The following is a 25,342-nucleotide window of genomic DNA, read 5'->3' as shown; positions in this document are numbered from 1 at the left end:
TTCAAACTCCTCTCCATGTTTAAGCAAAATTGAATTTATATTAACATCAGTGCGGAGCCGTTTTGGAGACCAAGCTCCTGCACTGACAAGTTAATATCAAGCACTTCACCGGTTGCCCTGTCACAGAGCACGGTGTCTTCAGCTGCGGTAAAATAACCGCCAGTCAGATCTGTTACAGCACTAATCAGCAGCGCTTCAACCTCGAACACCTTCAGATGGACAGGTATGAACACGTCATAGACCTGACCGGAGGCTGGGATATAGAGCTCGATCAAGATTTTATCCATCCTCCGCCACCTCCGCATGATAGTGAACGGAAGTCAGCAGCTTGACGAGGGTCGGCCTGCCCTTATGAATGACATAGCCGAAGTCATCGCCAATGTCCTGATACAGATCACCCGACATCTTAGCCAGCTTGAACTGATACTGGTCGGTGATGCCGTTGCCGAGCCATATACCCTGGTCCAGCGACACCTTGTTCTTGTACCAGGCTTCATAGGCTACGGCTGAGATCTGAGGAGCACTGTCGCATATTATGAACTGCACATTATAAGCACGCTCGCCGCGCTCCAGCAGCACCTTCAGCTTATCCTGGGCATCTGCAGAGACTCGCAGTAACAGTCCCGACAACGAGACAATCAGGCAGGTCTGCTTGTCGAATACCGGAACCGGCTCGCCGGATTCCTGCGCATCCTTGTACGTATTGTTGCGGGTTACAAGCATCTGGAACAGCTCAACAACCGCTTCTTCCAGGTCTGCCGCGCCGGAGACCAGATGGTAACCGGCAGCCGGGTCTTCAATGAACTGCTCCTCGGGATCGAGAACCATTAAGCTTCCGCTGCCCCGAAGCGCGTACAGCTCAGCCAGACCCTGGGCGAAATCTGCCCTGTCATTGCTCTGGGACAATACCAAGCTGATATAAGCGGAATCAAAGTCAGCTGACGCCACCTTCAGACTGCTCTTCTCGATACCCACCGGAAGCCTAGAGCCGCTCTGACGGCCCAGCTCATCAGCCAGATAAGCCGAATCTACACGGTCTGGAAGAATCGGTATCCGCACAGCCCCTGGCTTACCCCAATCCGCTGCCAGCTTGGCACTTATACGACGGATGGCGTCAAACGGCTGATCGGAGCCCCGCACCAGATGGGCGAGCTGGAACTCGTACACCCGGTCTGTTTTATATATGCCACGGCCTTTAAGCTTGGACGGATAGACTCCGTCCACGTTGCCGAGAACACCTGAGTAATCAGATTGGTCGTTCAACTGCAGAACGAACAACTGTTTGAAATTTTGTAAAATGCGGTAGCGAACAGCCCCTGTGTTGAGTGCTGTAACCACGAAGTAGATGCCGTACTTCAGCCCCTCCCGCGTAAGCAGCGCAATTGTCTCCTCTAGATCATCGTAAAGCTCGGTGAATGCCGAGAAATTATGGATGATCAGGATAATGGCCGGAACCGCTTCTCCCGTGGCTTTGCGGTATGAGGAGAAATCTCCGCCATAGTCAGCAAACCGCTTCTTCCGCTGCTCCATCTCCCGCATCAGCATCTTGAACAGGTTATGGATTTTCTCCGTCTCATGCGAGACAAGCACATCCCCGACATGAGGAGCCTTCTCAAAAGCACGCAGTGTCTCCGATGCAAAATCAAGCATATAAAAGTTAACCTCATCCGGCGTATGCTCCTCCAGCATGGCGGTTACAAGCGTTGTAAGGAATGTTGTCTTCCCGCTGCCTGCCGAACCGTAGATGACCGCATTGCCTTCCTGCGTGAGGGGAAATGTCATGGGCATCTGCCGCTGGTTAACCGGATCGTCCACCTCGCCGATAATAGGATTCAGCACGAACGGCTCTGCCTTCGATGCAGCGTACTTCTGCTTCAGTTCATCCCTGTATATAAGAGCAGGAATAGGTTCAAGCCACAGTGAACGGACTGTAATCCCTTCCTCCGCTGCAATAGAAGCCAGATACTTGTTCACCTCATCGATCTGCTTCGGCGGATTCCGGAACATTGCCTTTCGCTTATCAAGCTTGACCTGCTTGACGATGCGTCCCAAGTTATCAACTACCGCTACACTATCATCTTCGTTCTTCTCCAGCCTGTCCGACGGATAATACGGCGCCCCGCCCCATCCCGACTGGCCAAGCTCAAAGAGCTCATTAAAGCCTACCTGGACATAGAAGCGTCCGGTTACCGACAGACTGGCGGCGTCGGGCCGCTTAATCACATCCATGCTGTCCGCCTTCTCCTGAACCTTCAAGCAGATCCGGAAGCGGCTGTTACTCCAAATCTGGTCATCCACAACGCCCGATGGCTTCTGTGTCGCCAGAATCAAATGGACCCCCAAGCTTCGCCCGATCCGTGCAGCACTGACTAGCTGTTCCATGAATTCGGGCTGCTGTGTCTTGAGCTCTGCAAACTCATCCGAGATAATAAACAAATGCTGAAGCGGCTCGCTTACCTTGCCTTCGCGGAACAGCTTCTGGTACTGATAAATATCCATATTGCTCATGCTGAGCGACTTGCTAGTCTCACTAAAGATGGACTGCCTGCGCTTCAGCTCGCTCTGTATGGAAATGAGTGACCGCTTGACAGCCGCGCCGTCCAGGTTCGTAATCGTCCCGGCCAGATGGGGAAGCGTGGAGAATGCATTCGCCATGCCGCCGCCCTTATAGTCAATCAGAATGAATGCTACCTCATGCGGGTGGTAGTTGACAGCAAGCGACAGTATGAACGTCATAATGAACTCACTCTTCCCCGAGCCTGTCATACCGGCAATCAGGCCATGCGGTCCATGGAATCTCTCATGCAAATCAAGCTTGAAAATATCCCCATTCGTATCAATCCCGATCGGCGTCTCCAGTGATAGGGTCGGATCGTTGTCACGCCATCTGGTGAGCGCGTTCAAATGCTCAATCTTACCGACCCCGAACATCTCAAGGAATGTCAACATGGTGGGCAGCTTGTACAGGCTGGCCGATGAATTCAGCTGGATGTTGGCCAGGCGGATCGCCAGGTCAAGCTCATCACGGCGGTCATATTCATCCGGTTGAAAAGCAATATAGCTGCCGGAGATGTCATCCTTGTCATAAATTTTTGAAATGCCCTCGTCATATTCCACGACAAGCGAGCATTCCTTCGGAAGATTCATAAGCTCGTCGTACAGGTGGACAAGACTGAAGCCGAAGTTCTGCTTCAGCTTCAAGATCTGGCTGACCATCTCAGCCTTATCGGCCAACTGCTTGCTGGCACAGAAAATCACGTAGTGAGGGCTGATATCCTTAAGGTCTTCATCCGCTGTCAGCTCCTCACGGGCAGCGATCTCCTTCTCAAAGAAGGCCGACAGCTGCTTGACTTCAGCAGGTGAATTAGCAATAAAACGCAGCTCCCGCTCATTGTTCCACACATGCGGAAGCCATTTGACAAACCCCCACTGCCCCTGCTCCTTGGGATCGTAGAGAAACACCATCTTGAGTTCATCATAGCTGTGAAGAGCTGCGAGCTGCAGGATAAGTCCCCTGGCCGCCTCCATAACAAGCTCTCTGCTGCCGATCAGGCCGCTGACCCAATCCTCGGTCATCGCAAGCGAAATTGGAACCTGCTCCAGTACCTTGGGGTCATCTGCCATCTTTTGCAGTTCCTCCTGCAGAACATCATCCTCCAACGAAAAACGCTTCTCCGGAAACCGGAAGTCGGCATCCAGAGGCAGACGCCCAATACCAAGCCTGACCTTTAAAAAGTCATTCTGACGGTGTGTCCGCTCCCAAAGATTGCGCTCCCGGTTGCGGATACGGGTCACACAGTGGGCAACGGGAAGGTGGTTCTCGTGCAAAATCTCCCTCTGATGCTCTACCTCATTGGTGAACTGCTGACGGAGCTGCTCCAGATACTTACGGTATTTGTCCTGCCGCTCCTTCTCCTTCTCCCGCCGCTTCTTCCCCTCATAACGCCTGGTCATGATCGGCCACAGAATTGTCCCGATCAGCATACTGAAGGACATGACCAGCATCGGCATGGAATTCATCATGCTGCCGCCGTTATACATCACGTTGTAGAGCGTAAAAAGACCGGTGAACATCGCCGCCATCCCCATGGTCAGCGACGGTCCAAGCATCAGCATGAGGGGCATCTGCTCCATATTGCCCATCGAGGGCGGAGGGTCAATCTTGAACTCCTTCTTCTCGATATCGCGCTTGAATCTCGGCGACCGGTAGAAGAGCTGCTTCGAGGCGTCCTCATCCCCGAAATCATCATCCTCCTCATCCGAGGGAACTGGCTCCTGCTTGAGGAAGGGCTCGAAGACGCCTTCCTTGTATGTAAGCTGACCATCCGGATTATTAACAGCAATATAGCCGCGCCCAATCACAATTTTCAGGCCAACCATATAAATCGTATCACCGGGGCTTACCAGCTTATCCGTCACGTTAACGCCATTCACAAAGGTGCCGTTCGCACTCTCACAATCCCGTACGGAGAGCGTGCCGTCCTTTAGAATCAGCTCAGCATGCCGGGTTGACATGTAGGGGTTGTCATAACGCAGGTCGCAACCCTCTCTCCGGCCGATCGTCAGCCGCCCTTCGGTCGGCAGCAATAGCTTGCGGAACACCTTCCGGTCATCAGATAACGGCTCGGCAAACAGGACGACATGCTCCTCCGTCCTGGTCAGCTTGATGTTGTAGATGTTCATCGGCTCGACAGCCACTTCCCGCACTTTGCGGTTCTGGCTGTCGAGGATGACAGCGTGGCGGTTGGACTTTAGAATCCAGCTGCCTTCCAGCCCCTCCACGCTGATAACTCGCTCTTCTTCGCCCTTGCTGTTCGTATGGGTTACCCAATACTGCCCCTTCTGCTTAGCGGGCAGAACGGATGAATATATCCTTGTCTCTGTTAGCAATGACAGCTGCATTCTACTACCCCTAGCGCCGGTAAGGTATCCGGCAAAATCTCATTCTAATGCCGATTACTTTACAAACACCGGATCAAGCAGAGCAAATTCTGCTTCCTCGCTCGGCTGTCCTGTCACCGAGAACTTTATCTTGCTAACATAACGAAGCGGGACAGCCACTTCTGCTGTCTTCTTGGAGGCACTCACCGCATGCGTGCTGAATAGTACTTCTTTGCCAGTTTCGCTGGTTACATAGACACGTAAAGTCACAGTTCCTTCAGGCAAGTTCTTGGTTTCATGGGTGACTAGCGCAGCAGTTGCCTTAAAATACACGAACTTCTCATCTGGCTGGAATGTTATTTCCGTTTGAGGACGAGTGCCATCAGATGCCTTGTTTAATGAAGTTAGTATGTAGCTGAAGTGCTCGGTACCGCCAGGAGCTTTAATGGGCGCGCTGCCTTCATGCCCGATTTTGGTTGTCGAATAATAATTAACTAACTGCTGCGTTGGGATTCGTCCATCAACGGCCGGACCGCCTGCTGTGGATAGAAGGGGGTAATAATTCTTACCTATTGATTCAAGGTACACCGTTCTTCCGTCTGCCGAACGAGAAGGCTTATAGCCGAGCTCATACAGCATATAGCTTGGGAAGTAACCGTAATTCTGGAAGGTGAAGGGCTTGTTCTTACTCTGAACCCCTATACTCTGGCCATCCACCACAACGCTGTCTATATTGAAGATGACATTCTTAAGCTCCGCCGCGAATACGGACACCCCGCCAAACAGCATACCGCCTACAACTACACCTGCAATAAACTTCTTCATCTAGTAAAAACCTCCTGATTCATGTTGTTGTTTTATTCGCCTGTCAGATCACTTAGCATCTGCCGTGCAACTGCATTATTCGGATCAATAGACTTCAGCTGCTTGGACAAGCGAATGACCTTCTCGGTATCATCCTCAACATTGAATGCATATTGGATGCTCTCCTCAAGCTGCTTAATCTTCTTCGCCTGGCTGCTCGCCGTCGTCTGCTTGGTCGCCGGCTTGGCCGCAGCAGGCTCTTTCGTTTGCTTGGGTTGTGGCTGTGTTGCCGGAGCCGGCTTCCTCGTCTCTTTAACCGGTTCCTTCGACGGCTGAGGTTTGCTCTCCGGCTCAGCTGCTCTTACCGGTTCACTCTTGACCGGTACCTCCTCTGGAGGCTCTTCCTTCACGATAGGCTTGGGTTCTGGCTCTGGAAGCGGCTCAGGCTCGGGTTCTGGCTCTGCCTTCACCGGTTCCTTCGTGGCTTGAACGGCTTCAATGGGCTCGGCTGCCGCCATAAGCTTGCCGTCATCCTTACTGCCTAGCATTGAATAGGCTGCAATCCCTCCGCCAACAATGGCAACAGCTGCTGCTGCTGCTATGGCATACCTGAGCTTGCTCTTTGAAGGCTCCTTCCGGGAGGCTGCCTCCGCTAACCGGATCGCTTCCAGCCGCTGAAGCTCCTCAGCCACCCCGCGCGCCGCCATCTCAATCTCATAACGGATAGGTGAGGCCCCAGGCATTTTATCCAACAGGTTGTTATAAGCTGCTAGAGCGGAAGCCAGCTCCCCCCTGCTTTCCATAGCTCTGGCATCTTCCAGAGCTGTAGAATTGTCGTCTCCCAGGAATCCCGTCCGGGGACCGCCAGTCCCCGCTTGAGGCCTGTTACCTGCAGTTATCGGAGGACTATCCGCATCAATTTGCGGATCCTCTTCAGCCTGCATTGGGCCGCCTCCTGGTACCATTGAAACCGCAGCATCTGGTGAACGCTCAACTGCCGGCATCCCCCCGGTAAGCTGCTGCATTCCCGGCCTTTTAATCAGTGACAGCGTAATATACCACTCACCGAAGGTCGGGCACCGGAGTAAATCATCGCTGTCCCACACCTGCCGGAACAGCGCGGCAACCTCGCTGCCATATGTCCGCCGCAGCACCTCTGTCAGCAGCTCCGCCCGTTCCTCATCCTCCTGCATCCGTTCAGGGTCAAAATAGCTCTCCCCCCATGAAAGCGAGCGGATGTCCGGATCAAACCAGGCAAGCATTTCTGCGACCAGTACGCCGCCTGCAAAGCGGTCCGCATATTTATTCCATACCGGCTGATGGCCTGGGCGGATGGATGCGTAACCGGGTGAGCCCTTAGAGAGATGCTCTGGCTTGTCGAGCTGGCTGGCATAGATCTGCTCAATATCAATCAGCTGTACCCAGGACTTCACCGCTGGGGTGATATCATGAAGCAGACCGGGTATCATCACATTGGGTCCTGAAAGGTCACAATGCGCCAGTCCCCGCTGCTCCATATAAGAGAGCACCTCGGCCAGCGAACGGGCTGTATGAAGTGATGTGTCAGCTCCGAAATCTCCCTGCTCCAGCAATATATCCGTCCATGTCGGCCCCTTGATCCAGGGCATCAGTACGGCATAGAGTAGATCCGGATAGGTGCCGAGCAGCTCCATATTGTTCTGCGGGGTAAGCACTGTCCGCTCACATACCTGAAGCCCTTCAACTCTGGCTATTGACGCAAGCTGCTCCGACACATACACGTTGGCAGGGTGGCGGAATGCTGCCCTGAACACTTTCAGAGCTTTGGACTGTCCGTCCTGAACCGAGATCAGCTTATATACCGTACCCTGCCTGCCTTCCTGCCCATAAGGCATATCGTAAAAGGCAGGATGCGGAGCAATTCGATAAATTTTGCCGTCTATTACAATTTCGTCGCCGACTTTAGGATTAAAGGTCATGTGCTTGAACTCCTTTGTTCAAGTTGGTAGCATTCCATAACGATAGCACTCTGATGGTTTAAAATTATACCTGTCTTTTAAACAAAATGTTTTTTTTCTCACTGTTTTTAATAAATCTTTAAGTAATGTTTGTTTACCATGAATTATGTAAAAAATATTCGGATGTACAACCTTTTTTTATCATTAATGCTACTTTATATATTGAAATATGGCAATAAACCTAGGTGCGTAGTTACTTAGTCCCATTATTTGATATACATTCGACAATTATCTTCCTTCACAATGGCATCCATGCTCTTTATCTGAGGCAAAAGATCCATGACCAACATCCGACACTAATTACTATCTGAAAATAAAAAAAACAGAGCCCCTCCATCAGCAGCTAACGCCTGCAGAATGGAAGTGACTCTGTTATTCTCTGCCAACTATCTTAGTAGTCAGGTCAAGCAGATTGTTCTGGCTGCTTTTCCAGTCTTTCTACATTCACCTGCCCGGAGAAAAAGGTGGCTCCGCCCCCCATATCCGCTTCACGGTCAGGGGTTAGGCTGTTGACCAGCGCTTTTCCGCCATTAGTGTCGTCTGCCCATAGTCCCTGGCTCACGACAACACCCGGCAGCACATCTTCACCCACCGATGCAGCGAGTTCACATGAGCCTCTGCTGTTCCATACCCTCACATAATCACCATCTGCGATTCCAAGCCGGGCCGCATCTTCGACGTTCATAACCAGCTTTGGCTGCTTCTCCATCCGGACATGCTTGCCATTATTGGAGAAGGTCGAATTCAGGAAATTGTGATTAGGTGCCGGAATGAACCGGAACATTGCTCCCTCATCAGGCAGCGGAATATAGGTGGGCAGTGGCGGTAAACCGCGAGACTTCATCGAGGACGAGTACAGCTCAATGCGGCCGCTCGGCGTCGCGAGCCGGCCAGGGAAGAGCGGCTTGACAGAAGCTTTCCGGAATTTCTCTTCAGACAGCACCTCATACGTAATGCCTTCCAGATTCGGGTTAGACTCGTTATCAAGCGTCTGCCGGATCATATCAGCCTCCGTGTCCAAGAAAGCATCTTCATTAAAGCCCATTTCACGGGCCAAAAGCCGGAACAGCTCCACATTGGATTTGCTTTCACCATAAGGCTCTATTACCGGCTCCTGAATCTGCACGACATGATGCCAATAGGATAGATACAAATCCGTGTTCTCAAAAGACGAAGTCGCGGGCAGTACAATATCCGCATACATAGCGGTTTCTGTAAGGAATAAGTCATGCACCACCGTGAAGAGATCCTCGCGCATCAGGCCTTCTCTAACCTTGTTTGCATTCGGAGCAACTAAAGCCGGGTTGCAATTATAGACAAAGAGCGAGTAAATCGGCTGCTCAAGCTCCAGAAGCGCACTTCCGAGCAGATTCATATTAATCTGCCTGGTCGGCTGCTCCAGCAGGTCCGGCCGCTGCAGCGCACGCGTATTATGCTGGACATGACCGCTGTTGCTCTTAATAGCTCCGCCGCCTTTGTGCAGCCACGCCCCCGTCAATGCCGGGAGGCAGGAGACCGACCGGATCGCCATGCCCCCATTGTCATGATGCTGCAACCCGTTGCCAATTCGAATGAAGGATGCCGGCGTGCTGCCGTACATCCGTGCAAGCTTGTAAATATCATCAGCAGGTACTCCTGTAATATCCGAAACAGTCACCGGGTCGTACGCCTTCACATGTTCACGAAGCTCTTCGGAGCCCACAGTGTACGCCTGAAGGAAATCCTCATCCACAAGCTCCTCCGCGTACAGCACATGCATGATACCCAGCGCCAGCGCGGCGTCCGTGCCCGGCTTGAGCGGTATAAACCAATCCGCCCATTTGCCCGTCCGGTTATGATGGACATCAATGGTAATAATTTTTGCCCCGTTCTTACGGGCCTTCTCCGCCAGCATAATCTGGTGCATATTCGTGCTTACCGCATTAATCCCCCACATTATAATAAGCTTTGAGTGAAGGGTATCCTCCGGATCGATGCCTACGCTGCCGCCCATTGTCGCCTTATAGCCTTCCGTTCCCGCTATCTGGCAGATCGTGTACAGCAGCCTGCTGGACCCCAGCCGATTGAAGAATCGCCGGTCCATTCCCTCTGTCCCAAGACGTCCCATGTTTCCGTAAAAGCTGTAAGGGAGGATAGCCTCTGCCCCTTTATCCGCTATCAGCTGCTTCCAGTGTGCCGTAATCGTGCTTACCGCTTCATCCCAGCCGATTGGCTCGAACTGTCCAGCGCCTTTCGGTCCTACCCGCTTCAGAGGCGTACGCAGACGCTTGTCGTCATAAATACGCTCCGCCATATTGCGTACCTTATTGCAGATGGCACCTCTTGTAACCGGATGCTCCGGGTCTCCCTCAACGCGGACGATGCGGCCTTCCTCCTTGTGCAGCAGCAGGCCGCACTGGTCCGGACAATCAAGCGGGCACACCGACTTGAAGACACCCGATTGTTCCCTTGAATAATTGTTCAATCTATGCTCACCTCGGATTGTATCAGCCATATAACCTCCATTGTATGGCCGGATATTTTCCGGTGTCAACCGAAGATCCATTGGCTCTATATAAAAAAGGCAGCCCTGTCTGATAAGATATCAGGGCTGCTCCACATGCATGGATTACAATTTAAATTTACTTGTCTGCTCCTGCAGCTGCTCAGCAAGCTTGCTGAGTGCTTCAGCTGATGAAGAAATTTCCTGCATGGAGGCAAGCTGTTCCTCCGCGGCCGCGGACACATTCTGTGTACCATCTGCTGTAGATCCGGCGATCTCCTCAACCAGCTTCACCGATTCATTCAGCTGCTCGGCAGCCCCGGCGATCTCGCCAAGCTTCTCGTTCGTATGCTCAAACTGCCCGACGAGATTTTTAATTGACCGGTTAATCGCCTTGAACTTGCGTCCGGTGTCTTCCACTGAGATGATTCCGCTGCTGACCTGTTCGACAACCGCTGTCATCGCATGGTTCGCTTCAGCGGTCTCATTCTGAATCCAGCCGATAATGTCTGCGATTTGCTGTGCCGAACTAGAAGTCTGCTCTGCCAGTTTGCGGATTTCCGCTGCCACAACAGCGAAGCCTTTGCCGTGCTCGCCCACCCGCGCCGCTTCGATCGCGGCATTGAGTGCCAGCAAATTCGTCTGGCTTGATATGGCGGTAATCATAGACAGAATTTTTCCGATTTCTTGTGAGCGTTCATTCAGACTTTGAACCGTGTGCGCCAGACCGTGAACGTTCTCATGGATGCCGCCCATCTGTGTCATGTTCTCATTTACAGCAGCCGTTCCTTCCGCTGCATCCACCAGTGTCCTCTGTGCGGCTTGTGCGCCAGCCTGTGTATCTGCGGATGCCTGCTGAAGCAAACTTGTCATCTCGCGAATTGAGGCCGAGCTTTCGGCTACGCTCCTCACCTGAGCTGTGCTGCCCTCAGCGACATCCTGCACAATGCCGGCAATCTGCTCGGTCGCCCTGGAGGTCTGCTCGCTTCCCGCTGTCAGCTCCTCAGCAGAAGCCGCAAGCTGCATGGAACTCATGCTTACGTTTCCGATCAGCTGTCTTAAATTATCCGTCATCTGGTTAAATACATCTGCCAAGTCACCGATCTCATCATCGGACCTGATGTTAATGCGCTCAGTCAGATTTCCTTCGCTGATCTTCTGCGCCGTTCTGCTAATGACTTTAAGCGGGCGTGTAATCGAGATAATCACCAGGGTAGTCACAAGTGCTCCTACCAGCAGCGCAGCTATGACTACAACAACTGTCGTTACATAGATCGGCCTGGCCGCCTCGCTGAACTCATCCTGAAACATTGTGCCGGCTATTTTCCAGCCTGTCAGCTCGTTGGTGGCGAACACCATTTGCTTTGCAGCACCCTCGAAGGTGTAGGAGAACCCGCCTTGCTGACTTTCATAAATTTGCCCAATGAATTCCTCTGCTGCTGCTGTTCCGATCTCCCGGGCTGGATGCGCTATGTAGTTGCGGTCCTTATCCATAATAAAAGCATAACCGTTCTCGCCAATCTTCGCCAAGGATGCACGGCTGATCATACTATCCATCCTGAGATTAATGCCCATAACCCCGGAGCCGTCGTCCAGCGTCTTCGCGATGGTGACCACGATCTCGCCTGTTGATGCAGTCTTGTAAGGGCTAGTTAAGACAGCCTGACCCGGGTTGACCGTCGCTTCTTCATACCATGGCCGTTTACGCGGATCATAGTCCGCTGACAGTTCCTTCCGAGGCTCCTGGATCATAAGGCCTTCTGTCGTCCCCACATAGATACTGACGGTTTCTGGATGCAGGCCAACATATTGTGCCAGCTTCTGCCTGAGCAGCGGGCTTTCCTCACCCTCTACCAGCGATTGATCCAGCACCGAGGAGAAGAAATCCGCATCATGCAGCTTCGGCTTCACCAGGTCGCTAATCATAGCATCCAGCAGCTTCACATTCTGCTCAGCGGTAAGAACAATATTGTCCTCCATCTCACTCTTTGCGCTCCCATAAGCCATAACACCGATTACAATTGAAGGGATGAGCAAAAGTAAACCCATCGCCGCAATCAGCTTATTACGTAAATTCCATTTGAGCAGCCTGTTCTTTTTCTTGTTCCTATTCAAGCCTTTTCCCACCTTGTCTAAAAATAAATTTCCTCATGCGGCCAGCCAGGCGGGTCATCTTCCAACCGTCAACACTGGCACCAGATGCTAATCATTACCTATACCATTATTTCGGCAGGTATAGGGCATTTGGTTAGCTTCCTCATGTCTTTCATAAATGTGCGATACCATATTGATGTGAGCGCCGTCTTGGTATCGCAGCCGTACATGCGAAAGTCAAGCACACGACGGTATACACAGAAGGGGTTGTCCTGTAAATCATCACAGATGACTTACAGGACAACCCCTATTTCACGTGCTGCTGCCGCAGCAAGCGGCCGGAATAGGAATAATCTTCCGTCCCGGCCGCTATCATATCTGCTGTCCCATAATGGTCGGTCCCGTATGAGACAGATTTTTTTGCGATTATGTTCTCATTCTGCCGGACTCAGACATCACTTTGCAGGGAATACAGGGGGCGGCAGCTGGGCGATGATCTGATCCAGCACTCCCTGTTCCGAATCATTGCGAATGGTGAGGTGACCTTGTCCATAACGGTCCGCAGCAAATTGATAACGGGGATCATAATAATGGACCAGCATCAGCTCCACCGCTTCCTCAAAGCGGTCCTCCTGAAGGGCCGTGCGTATATCTGCGGCTACAGGCGTATGAATCCGTTTTTCAATCCGCTCAAATGATTCCAAGCATGCCTCCTTGTGTTCTCCCGGCCGGTACTCCCGAACAATATTGCGTGCCCGTTCATGCACCGGCATCTCAATGAATAAGGAGGTACCCTTTTCCTTGGCTGCGATTACCGGCTCAGGAACGATTACCTTGCCAATCCTGCGGCTCTCCGCCTCCAATATCAGATAAGGAGAATCTGCGCATCGAATCAGTTCTTGAACGAGCAGGGAATCGAAGGTCTTCTGATTATTCGGCTTAAGTCCGATTTGCCCGAAGATGGAGCCCCTGTGCTGAGCCATGCGCTCCAGATTAATGACCGGGTAGCCCCGTTCTGCAAGCTTGTCCAGCAGCTCAGTCTTCCCGCTGCCCGTATACCCATTAATGACGTAGCAGTGCGGAAGCTCCGTAAGGCGCTCAATAGTTTCAACGACCCACTTCCGGTAAGCACGATAGCCTCCGTTCAACCGGTACATTCTCAATCCCATAAGCGAAGCCAATGTTGCTGACGTTCGGCTTCTCATACCGCCTCTCCAGCAGAAGACAGCTTTGCGGCCGGATCCTGCCGCTTCAATCGCTTTGATAAAGGACGGGAGCTTGGCTGATACGATTTCCAGACCTTTATCCTTCGCTGCATCCACACTTACCTGCTTATACAGAGTGCCGATCTCGGCGCGTTCCTCGTCATTGAATATTGGAATATTCAGGCTGCCCGGAATCGTCGAATCGCTGAACTCCGAAGGCGACCGGACGTCGATAAGCGCGATGTTTCCCTTGCGGTGCAGCTCCAGCAGCTCATCAACCGTAATATCCTGAAACATGCCTTCTGTTCCCCTCTCCTCATGTAGCGTTTAGTCTGTGACAATAATATGGCCCGGATGCTCCTCTACTACCTCGCCGATCATGTGAGCATCGACGCCCGCCTGCCGCAGCCGTCCATGCAGCTCTTCTGCCTGCGTGCCAGAGACTGCAATCAGCAGTCCGCCTGAAGTAACGGCATCGCAGAGAATGTATTGGCCAACTTGATCCATCGTTTCTGGGAACGTCACGGCACCTTCCAGATGGGCGTAATTATTCTTTGTCCCGCCGGGTATTACACCCTCTTCAGCCAGCTCGCGGACGCGCGGCAGAACCGGAACGAGCCCGGCGTTAATGCGAATTCCCATGTTACTTCCTTTGGCCATCTCGGACGCATGCCCCAGCAGTCCAAAGCCCGTAACATCCGTACAGGCATGTACCTCGAATGGCTCCATAACCTCAGCTGCTGTCCTGTTAAGCGTCGTCATTACCTTCGTAACCCGGGCAATTTCCTCCGAGCTGAGCTTGTCGCGCTTAATGGAAGACGTCAGGATGCCAACGCCGATCGGCTTGGTCAGGATCAGCTTGTCTCCAGGCTTGGCGCCTGCATTGGTTCGTACCTTATCCGGATGGACCAGTCCGGTAACCGCAAGGCCGAACTTGGGCTCATTGTCATCAATGGAATGCCCTCCCACAAGCGCTGCACCCGCTTCCTTCACCTTATCTGAAGCACCGCGCAGGATATCTGCCAGTATTCGCTTGTCCAGCTTCGTTATTGGGAAGGCAACAATATTCAGCACAGTCAAGGGCTTTCCGCCCATTGCATATATATCGCTTATCGCATTGGCGGCAGCCACTTGGCCAAAATCATAAGGATCATCAACAATCGGGGTGAAGAAATCAACCGTTTGGACAAGTGCCATCTCGTCATTCAGGCGGTACACTCCCGCATCATCACTGGTGTCTAGCCCGACAAGCAGATTCGGATCAGGTACAGCTGCAGGAAGACTGCGAAGCACCTGAGAGAGCTCGCCTGGGCCAATTTTACATCCGCAGCCTCCTTTGCTTGACAGACTGGTCAGTTTGACCGATTCATAAGATTCCATGTTCCTATCATCCTTTCCCGGGAAATAATAATTTGATTTGCTGTTAATCAAGGGGATAGATCTGGAGAAGCTCCTGATCGCCAAGCTGCTGGGGCGGCCCGTCAAACACAATCCGCCCGCCGCTTAAACCGATAATCCGGGTAGCAAACGCTTTGGCGCTGTTTACATCATGGAGATTCAGGAGAATAGTCATACCCCGCTCACGGTGAAGTCCGCCAATATATCGCATAATCCGTTCTGACGTTACGGGATCCAGACTGGATATCGGTTCGTCCCCGAGCAGCAGAGAAGGCTGCTGCATCAGCACACGGGCGATAGCTACTCGCTGCCGCTGTCCGCCGCTGAGGTCTTCCACCCGCTTGGCAGCGAGGCTGCCAAGCCCTACCTCCTCCAGTGCCTCAAGCGCAAGCTTGCGGTCCGCCTCTGTAAACTGCCCTGTCACGCTTCGCCAGCTGGGCATCATGCCGAAACGCCCTGCAATGACATTGGTTAAGACAGAGAGCCTTGGAAGCAGGTTAAAGTGCTGGAACACAAAACCGATTTCCCGGCGCAGGCTGCGAAGCTCTCGGGTGTTCATCCCTGTTATGCTCCTGCCCTTCCATACGATGCTGCCGGTGTCCGGCTCAACCAGCCTGTTGATACAGCGGATCATTGTGGATTTTCCAGCGCCGCTCCGGCCGAGCACTGCCACAAACTCGCCTTCCCTGACCGTTAGGCTAATATTCTGCAAAGCGGGCTCTTTCTCTCCTGAATACTGCTTCGTTAAACCTGTAATTTCCAGCATCTACTTCACCCTCTTCCGGATGAATGCGCCCGTATAATCAACTGCTGTTACCAGCACCATAATCAGCAGCACCTCGTAGGTGACCTTCTGATACATAAACTGTTTGAAATCATTATAGAGCATTTGGCCGAGCCCTCCCGCCCCGACAATACCAAGCACCAGACAAGTACGGATCGCCACCTCCAGCCTGTAGAAGTACTGCGAAAAGATTAGCGGCAGCATCTGCGGCAGGATGCCATAAACCGCAACATGCAGCCTTGAGCCCCCTACTGCCTTGACAGCCTCCAAAGGGCCGTCATCCATGGCTTCAATCATCTCGGAGATCATCTTGCCGAATACGCCAATATTATGGATGATAAGTGCCATGACGGCAGGCAAAGGTCCAAGTCCAAGCGTCGGAATAAAGATAAGCGCGAGGACAATTTCCGGAATGGAACGGATAAAATTGAATACGGCACGGCTTCCGTTGTACAGCCACAGGCCCGGGCTCCAGTTACGCGCAGCAAGGAAACTGAGCGGGAAGGCGATGACAAGTGCCGCCAGCGTGCTGAACAATGCCATCTGAAGCGTGTCGATCATCGCTCTCCAGGCTGCCCCGCTATTCGACAAGTCTGGCGGAAACCAGTGCTCACTGACAAATCGCACGGAATTGCCAAGATCCTTGAAGAGTGACCATTCTATACCGATTCCATATCCGGACCACACCAGCAGAATAAGCACGATAAATAATGCCGGCAGGTTCCGCATCGGGTTATTGCTTCGGCTTCAGGCGGTTATCCTTAATAGCCGCCTGGCGAATCGCCGCGTAGTCTTCATTGCTGGCTTCCGTAAAGCCGCTTGCTCCACCGAAGGCACTTAGAATTTCCGGGTCATCCGCCCCGAGCATAGCTTCCCGGATAAGCCTGATTTCCTCGTCTGTTACATCCTTAGTCACGGCCCATGGATACTGGAACAGCTCTTCGGACTGCCATATAGTCTTGATCTTGTCCCCGTCCACCTTACCCTGCTTCACCAGATTATTATAGAAGGCACTGTCGATGGCACCGACGTCCTGCAATCCGTTCTGGATAGCCAGTGCCGTCGCGGTATGATCACCTGTGTATACGACACTCTTGAATTGATGGTCCTGCTGGGACTGAAATAAGCCCTTCTCCTTCAGAGTGATTCCCGGGATCAGGCTGCCCGAGGTCGAGCTGATGTCCCCGAATGCGAACCGGATTTCCCCGGCATGTTCCGCTACATCTTCGAGCGAATGATAGGGCGAATCCGCCGGTGCAATGAGGTAAGAATAATAGAATGGCTGACCGTCAATTAATTGAGTAACAACTGCCTCTACGCCATAACGCTCGTGCGCCTCTACATAAGTTAAGGGCCCGAGGTAAGCCATATGCGCCTTGCCGGCGCCCATGGCCTCCACAACACCGTTATAATCGGGATATATTTCTGCCCGTACCGGTCTCCCCATCGCCTGCTCCAGCAGGTCGGCCAGCTTGTCCGCTCCTTCTTTCATCTGGCTGCTGCCCTGCGCCGGAATAATACCGATCAGGAATTCTTCCTTCGCTTCCCCTGCAGTCTCCCCTTGATCACCTTGTTGTCCACTGTTACTGCTGCAAGCTGCTGCAATAAGACTAACAAGGAGCAAGCATGTTAATACCAGAAATGTCTTCTGTTTCCGGAACATATCTTGTCCCCTCCTATTCGTTTCTAAATTTCTTCTGCAAATATTGACATTAGCATATCTTGCGAATAAACGAAAGGTGCAAGCCTTCAGCCGCCTTTAAACGTAAATAAAGACCGCCGCAGAGCCAAATCCGCAGCAGTCTTCTCTCAACAATACCCTGATTATCCGTCTTTCGCTTAGTTATCTCAGCCCATATAAGCCAGGCTTGTTTGGACCTGCAGCGTCTTCTTTGCCAAAAGCCTGACCTCGCTGTGAATTTCTGGACCGCATAACGTTCAGTCTTGCCGTTAATTGTTCAAACCATTCCTTATCCCGTGTAGCCAGTGCCAAATCAATCAAGTTCGCCAGCGATCCCTGTCCCTCAATCTCCGATTCCGGCAGCCCCTTCACCCGGCGGAGCTTCAGCTCCACTGCGGTTCCAACCGCCTCCTCATTATCGGAAGCAACAACATGAATCTGGATTGTTCCGTTCTCTATATCAATGGCTTCCACAAATCCATGGACCAGTTCGCCATTTCGTGTATACCCTTGTACCCAATCGGCTGTTTGAACATTGTTCATGGTTATCCACCACCTCATTAAATTTGCCGTAACCGGCTTTTATTCCGCTCTCGCCATGCTTTGCTGCTGCTTACACCCATGCACCAATTGTCCGCAAATGCCAGCCAGCTAACTGTAACCATTTGAATTACACTTACACTGTAATATTAAAGGATACAGTTTATAATGTCAAGGTTGATCTTGTGCATCCATACCCTGCACCGGCAGCGTCCCTTCCAAGGAGATTTGTCCCAGAAGCCCCCTTAATCCGGCAAGAATATTTGGCGCCTGTGCACCGTAAACGGCAATGCCCGCCTTAACATTGTCAACATAGCTCAGTTCATACGGGTTCCCGAGTGACATAAGCACGTAATGCTTCGACTGCTTGTTCAGCGCGTCAATAAGGGTCTGATAGTCTTTCCAGTTATAATCCTTAAGCGGGCTCCGGAACTGATAAGAGGCCAGTATAACATAGTCAGCCCCGCTTATCAGATCCGCAGCTTGCCTGCCCCCTAGCTGCTCTACTGAAGCTGTTTGGACCGTATATTTCCCTCCAGCTCCCGCAATAGCCAGCTGCTCTGATATTAGCTCAGCTTGGTCTCGGGTGCCGGCAATTATGGTTATCCTGTCACCGTTCTTCAGCTTAAATGGCAGCATGGCTTCCTTATCGGCCAGCTTCGTCACGGCCGCTTCGGCTATGCGCCTTTCAACATCCCTGTGGGCATCAGCACCCACAACCTCCTCTGTTCTCTTCAGCTTGTCCGCCAGATCAAGCTCCTGCTCGAACAAGCCGTATTCTGATTTCAGGCGGATAATACGACGCACAGAATCATCAACCCGCTCTATACTGATGCGTCCGCTTCGTACGGCTTCAACAATGGCCTTATGAGCTCTCTCCGCGTTCTGCGGCATAAGGACAATGTCAACACCTGCCCCGACGGCCAGTCTGATTGCTTCCTCTTCACCAAAATGCCCGGCTATGGCATTCATCGTGAAAGCATCGGAAATCAATACCCCTTCATAACCCAATTCCTCCCGCAAGAGACCCGTCAAAACCTTCTGAGACAGTGTGGCCGGCAAAGGCACCATACTGCCGTCTTTTTTGGAACGAACCTCGGCAGGCTCAACAGCAGGGAAAGCAACATGTGCGGTCATGATCATCCGAGCCCCCTCTGCAATAGCAGCACTGAACGGCTTAAGCTCTACCTCTTTCAGCCGCTCCATGTCGTGAGGAAGCACAGGCAGGCCGAGATGCGAATCCACTGATGTATCGCCATGACCCGGAAAATGTTTAACCGCTGCAACAACACCCGCCTGTTTAAGACCCTTCATGAAGGAAAGCCCTAATTCGGTGACCAGCTTGGGATCAGACCCAAAGGAACGTATTCCTATAATGGGGTTATCGGCATTTACGTTAATATCGATTACTGGAGCAAAGTTGACATTCAAGCCCAGCACTCTAAGCTCCTCACCGGTTAGCTTACCGGCATCGAAGGCCAGACTGGTGCTGCGGGCAGCTCCCAAGGCCATATTGCCGGGCAGATTAGTGCCGCCGGGAATTCGGCGCACCACTCCTCCCTCCTGATCAATGCCCAGAAATAAAGGAATATCTCCTCTTGTCCGCTGAAGCTGATCGGTAAATGCCGTGAGCTGCGAGTCACTGTCAATATTCTTCTCAAACAAAATAAGCCCGCCTGCATGCTGCTGTTGAATTAGCTTGCGAACCCCGTCGTTCACAGCTGTCGTACGCTTCCCTTCCCACATCCGGATGTCGGGCATGAGCATCTGTCCCGCCTTCTCCGGCAGGCTCATGAGCTCCAGAAGACGGTCCCAATCATGCTTCTTTATGGCCTTCTCACGCTCGGACCGGATAACCCGTGTCAGCAGGGAGGCGAACTCCGCCCGGTTCACCTGGCGGTCAGGACGAAAGGTTCTGTCGGGGTAACCTCCGATCAGGCTGCCGGAAGCCAATATGCGGATGGGTCCCTCCGCCCAATGAGCCGTTATATCTGTCAAAGCTGTGTCTGTCTGCTCCAGCTTGTCTCCGGCAGCCTTGATTGTATAGGCGCGCATCAGCATGACAGCTGTTTCCGCACGGCTGACAGGGGAATCCGGCCGGAAGGAGCCGTCGGGAAACCCGCCTGTTAATCCAAGACGGGTTGCAGCCTCTATCTCTTTGTAGAAATAATGGTTCTCTGACACATCGGTATAGCTGCTCCCGCCTGTAAGCTCCTCAGCTGCAGGATACAGTTCCCGAACGAGATAGGCTGCCGCCTGTGCGCGTGTGACAGGATGCAAAGGGGCAAACGATCCGTTGGTATAACCCGCAACTGTGCCTCGGTCGGCCAGATAATAAATGTCGGCCTCTGCCCACTTGACCTTCTTCAAATCGTCAAAGCGTTCTTCTGCATGGATAATGGCTTGATGGTTTGCAGTGGCCAGCATCCAGATGCTGCCAAGCATAAGTAGAATCTTCTTCCAGAGTTTCACATCTGCCGCCCCCTTCTTAATTGTGATGCAGATTGCTCCTTAGATGCTCCTGCAGCGGCAGCTGACCGAAATACCGTACACATTCCCTGATTGTGAAAGCTCTGCCGAGCGGTCCCCATGGATCCCATTCCCGGCTGTCCGGCACATATACATGCCCGTCTGCCACCGCCCGCAGGTTCAGCCAAAGCGGATTGGTACTCAATCTGTCCATAGCATCACGGTCACTCCAGAGCACGAGTATCCGCTCAGGATCAAGCTCTGCCAGCCTGCCGATCGCATCGGGAATATACGGATTGACATCATCTATAAGAAGCGGCTCCAGCCCCAGATCTTGAAACAGAAGATCGGTCATGGCATGATTACGGCCCGTATAGAGGCGGACTTCATTCTCGAATATCCTGATCACCACCCACTTGGCCGTGCCTGTCTTCCCGCTTAAGGCATCTCTGGCAGCCTGCTGCTGAGCTTCTATATTCCTTATAATCTGCTCGGCCTCTGCCTCCCTGCCCAGCAGCGTGGCGAAGGCTTCAAGATAGCCTGTCCACTTCGTAACCCCATCGAGCACAACCGTATTGCTCTGGCTCCTCCAGTCCTGATCGAACGGATCATGCCGGAAGCTCGTCTTAATTACTATATCCGGAGACAGGGCCGACAGCTCACTGTAACGGATTCTCCGTTCTGCGTTGAGAGGAATCGTCTGTCTGAGCATCTGCCTCAGGTAACCGGGCACACCCTGTCCGGGAAACATGCTCGGAAAAGACGGTGCGGCAATGGGCTGAACGCCCAGCGCAAGCATATGATCCTGAAGGAACAGCTGGCTCACAATCGCAATCCGCCTGTTACCCTTCCTGCGGTATTCCGATGGGGATATACCCTCCCGCTTCTTGAAGGTACGGCTGAAGTAAAGCTCATCCTGGAACCCGACGCTTCTCGCGATCTCCTTCAGTGTACGGCCCCGGTCGATTAGAAGCCGCTTTGCCTCCTTCAGCCTTACACTTGTCAGATACGCACCGGGGGTTAGGCCGGTTACCCGCTTAAATGCCCTGCAGTATGAGCTGGGGGTAAGTCCTGCCAGCTCAGGCAGCATGCTCAGCGAGACAGGATTATTAAAGCTTCTATCCATCCACTTCATCGTGCGCAAAATTGCATCATCGGCCGGCATCCTGCCCGCTCCCGCATACAGAGCCAGCAAATGTAGAAGCCCATGGAACAGGCTGAGACAGCGGTGCCTGTCCACCTGCTCACCGCTCGCCGCGATAGGCAACATCTGTTCCAGCAAAGCCGCCGCTTCTGTCCTCGCTTTAGCCGGCAGCATGACAATGCCGCAATCCATCAGCGGCAGTCCTGAAGCAGCAACCGCCGCTTCGGAGTCACCTATATCCAGCATGACCGCGGAAGCATGAATATAAAACAGCTTGACCTGCTTATTAGCGGTCATCAGGCAGACTTTCTCACCCGGCCTCAACCGCAGGCACGTGCCCGGCTTTAATGCATATTCGTTCGACCCGATTCGAGCCGTCCCCCTGCCCTCGGTTACGAGGCACAGGGCATCACTGGCCGGCCTGAAGGTCCTTAAGGAAACCCTCTCGCGAAGCAGGTGCCGCTTCACCGAATGAAGATTGTAAATAATAGGGCAGTAAGTGCTCATCTGTCACCCCCTGGGACAATAGTGTCCATGCAAAAGAGATAATGGCATCCATAGTCAGCGCTTCACTTATTCTTTATATTGTAAATGAGAATCATTATTAGTGAAAGGGCTGATTTGAGCCAGGTAAAATTTTTCAGGCAGATGTGCCTGAAAACAGTAAAAAAGCTCATGTCGGATACCGTCACAATTAGACGAACAGGTGGTCTGCAGTACACGATGAAAAGCTTATTGGACACCCCTAAACGGAAAGCTGCAGGACTGGCTGGCGGTGTATTGCTTCTCATGCTCAGCATGCTTGCAGCCCTGCTGTTCGGTTATCACCGCTTCACGCTGAACCAGCTTGCCGATGCTATGCTGCATTTCGACGGATCAACGGAGCATCTCCTAATCCGGTCTGTCCGGACACCGACCGTACTGATCGGTGCGCTTGTCGGAGCTGCTCTTGCTACTGCCGGCGCCGTGATGCAGGTGCTGACCCGTAATCCGCTCGCATCCCCCTCTGTGCTAGGTGTTAATGCGGGAGCCGTCCTGGCGATTGTACTCGCGTTATCATTCAGCCGGGTTGATCTCGGTACCGGTCAGCTGATCTGGGTTGCCTTTGCAGGAGCTGCCCTTACGACTCTGTTCGTGTATGCTAGCGGTTCGGCCGGGCCAGGCGGACTACAGCCGCTTAAGCTCACACTTGCAGGAGCGGCAGTGGCAGCCTTTGCTACCGCCATTACATCGGGTGTCATGCTGCTGAGAGAGGAATCACTGAGCGAGACGCTGTTCTGGCTGGTCGGCTCCGTGTCAGGACGCAGGGTTGAGCATTTTACGGCTGTGCTCCCTTACATAGGCGCGGGTTTACTGCTTGCATTTGGCATGGGTAGATCGCTGAACATGATGGCCTTGGATGATGAGGTAGCCAAGGGGCTCGGCCACTGGACGGCTGTTGCAAGAGCAGCAGCTGTAGCGGCAGTCGTACTGCTCGCTGGCGGAGCCGTAGCCGTCGCCGGGCCGATTGCCTTTGTGGGACTGATCGTGCCTCATATATGCCGGTATATGGCCGGCGGCAATCACAGGTGGCTGATTCCTTACTGCGCAGTTTACGGGGCACTGCTGCTGGTAACAGCGGACTTAGTGTCCCGGTTCGTACTGATGCCGAAGGAAGTGCCGGTCGGCGTCACGACAGCGATGCTTGGCGTCCCTTTTCTGATCCACCTTGCCAGGAGGGGTGTCAGTGAGCAATAAGCGACTTTCGACTCTCTGCATTCTGCTCGCCGCCCTCCTATTCGGCATAACAGCATGGAGTATCTCCGTGGGATCAATGCACCTTACGGTTCTTGAGACGGCCGCCACTCTGCTCGGCGGCGGGGATGAGATGAAGCGTCAGCTGATCTTCAGTCTCCGGCTTCCCCGGATATTGGTCGCAGCCTTAGTCGGAGCAGGGCTGGCCGTCGCCGGCGCCATTATGCAGGGCATCTTCCGCAATCCCCTGGCCGCTCCCGACATCATCGGCATTAATGGCGGTGCATCAGCAGCTGCTGTTGCTTTTCTGCTCTTCATGAGCGGCCGTTACAGCATCCATCTGCTGCCGGTGGCAGCCTTTGCCGGTGCTGCCGGAACAGCGGCATTGATCTATGCCTTGGCCTGGAAGAAGGGGGCTGCGCCTTTCCGGCTGATTCTGATCGGTATCGGAATCTCATCTGCCGCTTCCGCCTTGACCACGTTTCTGCTGATCAGCGGGGAGTCGTACAGGGCGGTACAGATAGTCAGCTGGCTGACCGGTACCGTTTACGGCAAATCCATGGAACATGTCTATGCGCTTATTCCATGGGTGGCCGTATTTATCCCGCTCGCCTGGGGTATGTCCAGGCATCTTGATGTGCTGGCTCTTGGCGATGCGACGGCAACCGGCGTCGGGAGCCACGTACAGCGTACCCGGCTGCTGCTGCTAATAATCGGCGTATCCCTCGCTGGCGCATGCGTCGGCATTGCCGGCGGCATTGCCTTTATCGGCCTGATGGCCCCGCACATGGCCCGCCGCTTCGCCGGCATTCGTCACCGTGCCATTATTCCTGTGTCGGCGCTGCTTGGAGCTATTCTGCTGGTCCTTGCCGATCTGGCGGGACGCACCCTGTTTGCACCCCACGCCCTGCCCGCGGGTATATTTACGGCCGGCTTCGGCGCACCGTTTTTCTTTTATCTGCTGCTAAAGCGCAGTCACAAGACTGCAGGTTAACCGCAACACTTCAATAAGTGTACTTATTATTATTCTAACTTAAGAATCAAGGAGAGATTGCTAATCATGTCACGTACACATTCCAACAAGACAGTCCTGTCTATCCTCATGCTGATCCTGTCCCTCTCGCTCGTCCTTTCCGCCTGCGGCGGCAGTAACGGAGGCAGCAGCACCAACACGCCTGCAGCTGATCAGACATCCACCGGCGGCAATGCTGGAAATACAGGCAGCGAGCCAGCGCCTGGCCAGTCGCAATCTCCGGAGACGCGCACCGTTAAGCACAGCATGGGGGAAGAAACCCTCACAGGTACGCCTGAACGGGTTGTCGTTCTGACACAGGAAGGCACGGAAGCTGTCCTGGAACTCGGTATCAAGCCAGTGGGCGCCGTCAACTCCGGACTGGGCGATGACTGGTTCCCGCACGTTCGCAGCCAGATGGAAGGTGTTACAGAGCTGGGTGACGAAACTGAGCCTGATCTTGAGCTGATCCTCAGCCTCAAGCCGGATCTTATTCTCGGCAACAAGGTTCGCCATGAGGAAATTTACTCCCAGCTGAAAGAGATCGCACCAACTGTACTCTCTGAGGATCTTGCGGGCAATTGGAAGGAAAACTTCATGCTTTATGCCGAGGCACTCAACAAGACGGCAGAAGGTGAAGCAGCTATGGCTGCTTATCATGCGCATATTGAGCAAGCCAAGACGGAACTCGGCGACAAGCTCTCCAAGCAGGTATCGCTTGTCCGATTCCTGCCGCAGGCTGTCCGTCTTTATATGAAAGACACGTTTGCCGGCGTTATTCTGGAGGACATTGGCTTTGCACGTCCGGCTTCCCAGAACAAGGACGAATTCATGGAGGTCATTGGCAAGGAACGCATGGCTGACATGGACGGCGACATTATGTTCTACTTCAATGCCGATTATGACGAAGAAAAGGGCGGTACCAAGATGCAGGAGGAGTGGTTTAATGATCCGCTCTTCGCAGGACTGAATGTAGCCAAAACGGGCATGACCTTCAAAGTAGATGAAGTCATCTGGAATCTCTCCGGGGGCATCAAATCCGCTAACCTGCTGGTAGACGAAGTTATCGAGCACGGCAAAAAACTGTAATCCGAGCCATGATGAAGAGGCTGGACAC

The 25,342-nt window shown here is 53.0% G+C and carries 17 protein-coding genes; 3 read left to right on the top strand and 14 right to left on the bottom strand.

The features are described 5' to 3' along the window. Positions 1–35: 35 nt before the first annotated feature. From L1N82_RS04560 to L1N82_RS04495, 14 genes are all read right to left on the bottom strand, one after another. Complete coding sequence (locus tag L1N82_RS04560) at positions 36–287, bottom strand: EsaB/YukD family protein (protein WP_235286199.1); 252 nt, start codon at positions 285–287, stop codon at positions 36–38. Beyond that, on the bottom strand, positions 280–4,902 hold the full coding sequence (gene essC, locus L1N82_RS04555) for a type VII secretion protein EssC (protein WP_235286198.1): 4,623 nt from the start codon (positions 4,900–4,902) through the stop codon (positions 280–282). The genes L1N82_RS04560 and essC overlap by 8 nt, the downstream gene beginning before the upstream one ends. A 54-nt stretch (positions 4,903–4,956) precedes the next feature. Then, positions 4,957–5,706, bottom strand: coding sequence for a hypothetical protein (locus L1N82_RS04550; RefSeq protein WP_235286197.1), 750 nt, complete (start codon positions 5,704–5,706; stop codon positions 4,957–4,959). Positions 5,707–5,738: 32 nt separating this feature from the next. Further along, on the bottom strand, positions 5,739–7,643 hold the full coding sequence (locus L1N82_RS04545) for a hypothetical protein (protein ID WP_235286196.1): 1,905 nt from the start codon (positions 7,641–7,643) through the stop codon (positions 5,739–5,741). 442 nt (positions 7,644–8,085) lie between these two features. Continuing rightward, the gene (locus L1N82_RS04540) at positions 8,086–10,176 is read right to left on the bottom strand and encodes a molybdopterin-containing oxidoreductase family protein (RefSeq protein ID WP_407946688.1); all 2,091 of its coding nucleotides are present in this window, start codon (positions 10,174–10,176) and stop codon (positions 8,086–8,088) included. A gap of 114 nt (positions 10,177–10,290) precedes the next feature. Beyond that, positions 10,291–12,279 carry a methyl-accepting chemotaxis protein gene (locus tag L1N82_RS04535; RefSeq protein WP_235286195.1) on the bottom strand — a complete coding sequence of 663 codons (1,989 nt, stop codon included), beginning with the start codon at positions 12,277–12,279 and terminating at the stop codon, positions 10,291–10,293. Positions 12,280–12,713: 434 nt separating this feature from the next. Continuing rightward, positions 12,714–13,760, bottom strand: a complete 1,047-nt coding sequence (mnmH, locus tag L1N82_RS04530; protein ID WP_235286194.1) for a tRNA 2-selenouridine(34) synthase MnmH — start codon at positions 13,758–13,760, stop codon at positions 12,714–12,716. Positions 13,761–13,790: 30 nt separating this feature from the next. Next, complete coding sequence (selD, locus tag L1N82_RS04525; RefSeq protein ID WP_235286193.1) at positions 13,791–14,843, bottom strand: selenide, water dikinase SelD; 1,053 nt, start codon at positions 14,841–14,843, stop codon at positions 13,791–13,793. 43 nt (positions 14,844–14,886) lie between these two features. After that, positions 14,887–15,627, bottom strand: a complete 741-nt coding sequence (gene phnC, locus L1N82_RS04520; RefSeq protein ID WP_235286192.1) for a phosphonate ABC transporter ATP-binding protein — start codon at positions 15,625–15,627, stop codon at positions 14,887–14,889. Further along, positions 15,628–16,374: a phosphonate ABC transporter, permease protein PhnE gene (phnE, locus tag L1N82_RS04515; protein ID WP_235286191.1), complete on the bottom strand. Its 747-nt coding sequence runs from the start codon at positions 16,372–16,374 to the stop codon at positions 15,628–15,630. Positions 16,375–16,378: 4 nt separating this feature from the next. After that, positions 16,379–17,308: a phosphate/phosphite/phosphonate ABC transporter substrate-binding protein gene (phnD, locus tag L1N82_RS04510; protein ID WP_235286190.1), complete on the bottom strand. Its 930-nt coding sequence runs from the start codon at positions 17,306–17,308 to the stop codon at positions 16,379–16,381. A gap of 180 nt (positions 17,309–17,488) precedes the next feature. Further along, positions 17,489–17,869: an IDEAL domain-containing protein gene (locus tag L1N82_RS04505; protein WP_235286189.1), complete on the bottom strand. Its 381-nt coding sequence runs from the start codon at positions 17,867–17,869 to the stop codon at positions 17,489–17,491. A gap of 168 nt (positions 17,870–18,037) precedes the next feature. Beyond that, positions 18,038–20,338: a glycoside hydrolase family 3 N-terminal domain-containing protein gene (locus L1N82_RS04500; RefSeq protein ID WP_235286188.1), complete on the bottom strand. Its 2,301-nt coding sequence runs from the start codon at positions 20,336–20,338 to the stop codon at positions 18,038–18,040. A 16-nt stretch (positions 20,339–20,354) separates the two neighbouring features. Further along, a complete protein-coding gene (locus tag L1N82_RS04495; protein WP_235286187.1) occupies positions 20,355–21,986 on the bottom strand; it encodes an AraC family transcriptional regulator in 1,632 nt (543 codons plus the stop codon). 216 nt (positions 21,987–22,202) lie between these two features. On the opposite strand from L1N82_RS04495, the gene L1N82_RS04490 reads away from it, so the two are divergent. From L1N82_RS04490 to L1N82_RS04480, 3 genes are all read left to right on the top strand, one after another. Continuing rightward, a complete protein-coding gene (locus tag L1N82_RS04490) occupies positions 22,203–23,216 on the top strand; it encodes a FecCD family ABC transporter permease (protein WP_235286186.1) in 1,014 nt (337 codons plus the stop codon). After that, on the top strand, positions 23,206–24,207 hold the full coding sequence (locus tag L1N82_RS04485) for a FecCD family ABC transporter permease (protein WP_235286185.1): 1,002 nt from the start codon (positions 23,206–23,208) through the stop codon (positions 24,205–24,207). Before L1N82_RS04490 ends, L1N82_RS04485 begins: the two co-directional genes overlap by 11 nt. Before the next feature lie 66 nt (positions 24,208–24,273). Next, positions 24,274–25,314, top strand: a complete 1,041-nt coding sequence (locus L1N82_RS04480; RefSeq protein ID WP_235286184.1) for an ABC transporter substrate-binding protein — start codon at positions 24,274–24,276, stop codon at positions 25,312–25,314. Positions 25,315–25,342: the final 28 nt, after the last annotated feature.

The organism is Paenibacillus tarimensis (assembly GCF_021532315.1).
Taxonomy (GTDB): Bacteria; Bacillota; Bacilli; order Paenibacillales; family Paenibacillaceae; genus Paenibacillus_I; species Paenibacillus_I tarimensis.
Note: the sequence above shows the minus strand (reverse complement) of the source record. Positions and strands in the feature narration are given on the sequence as shown.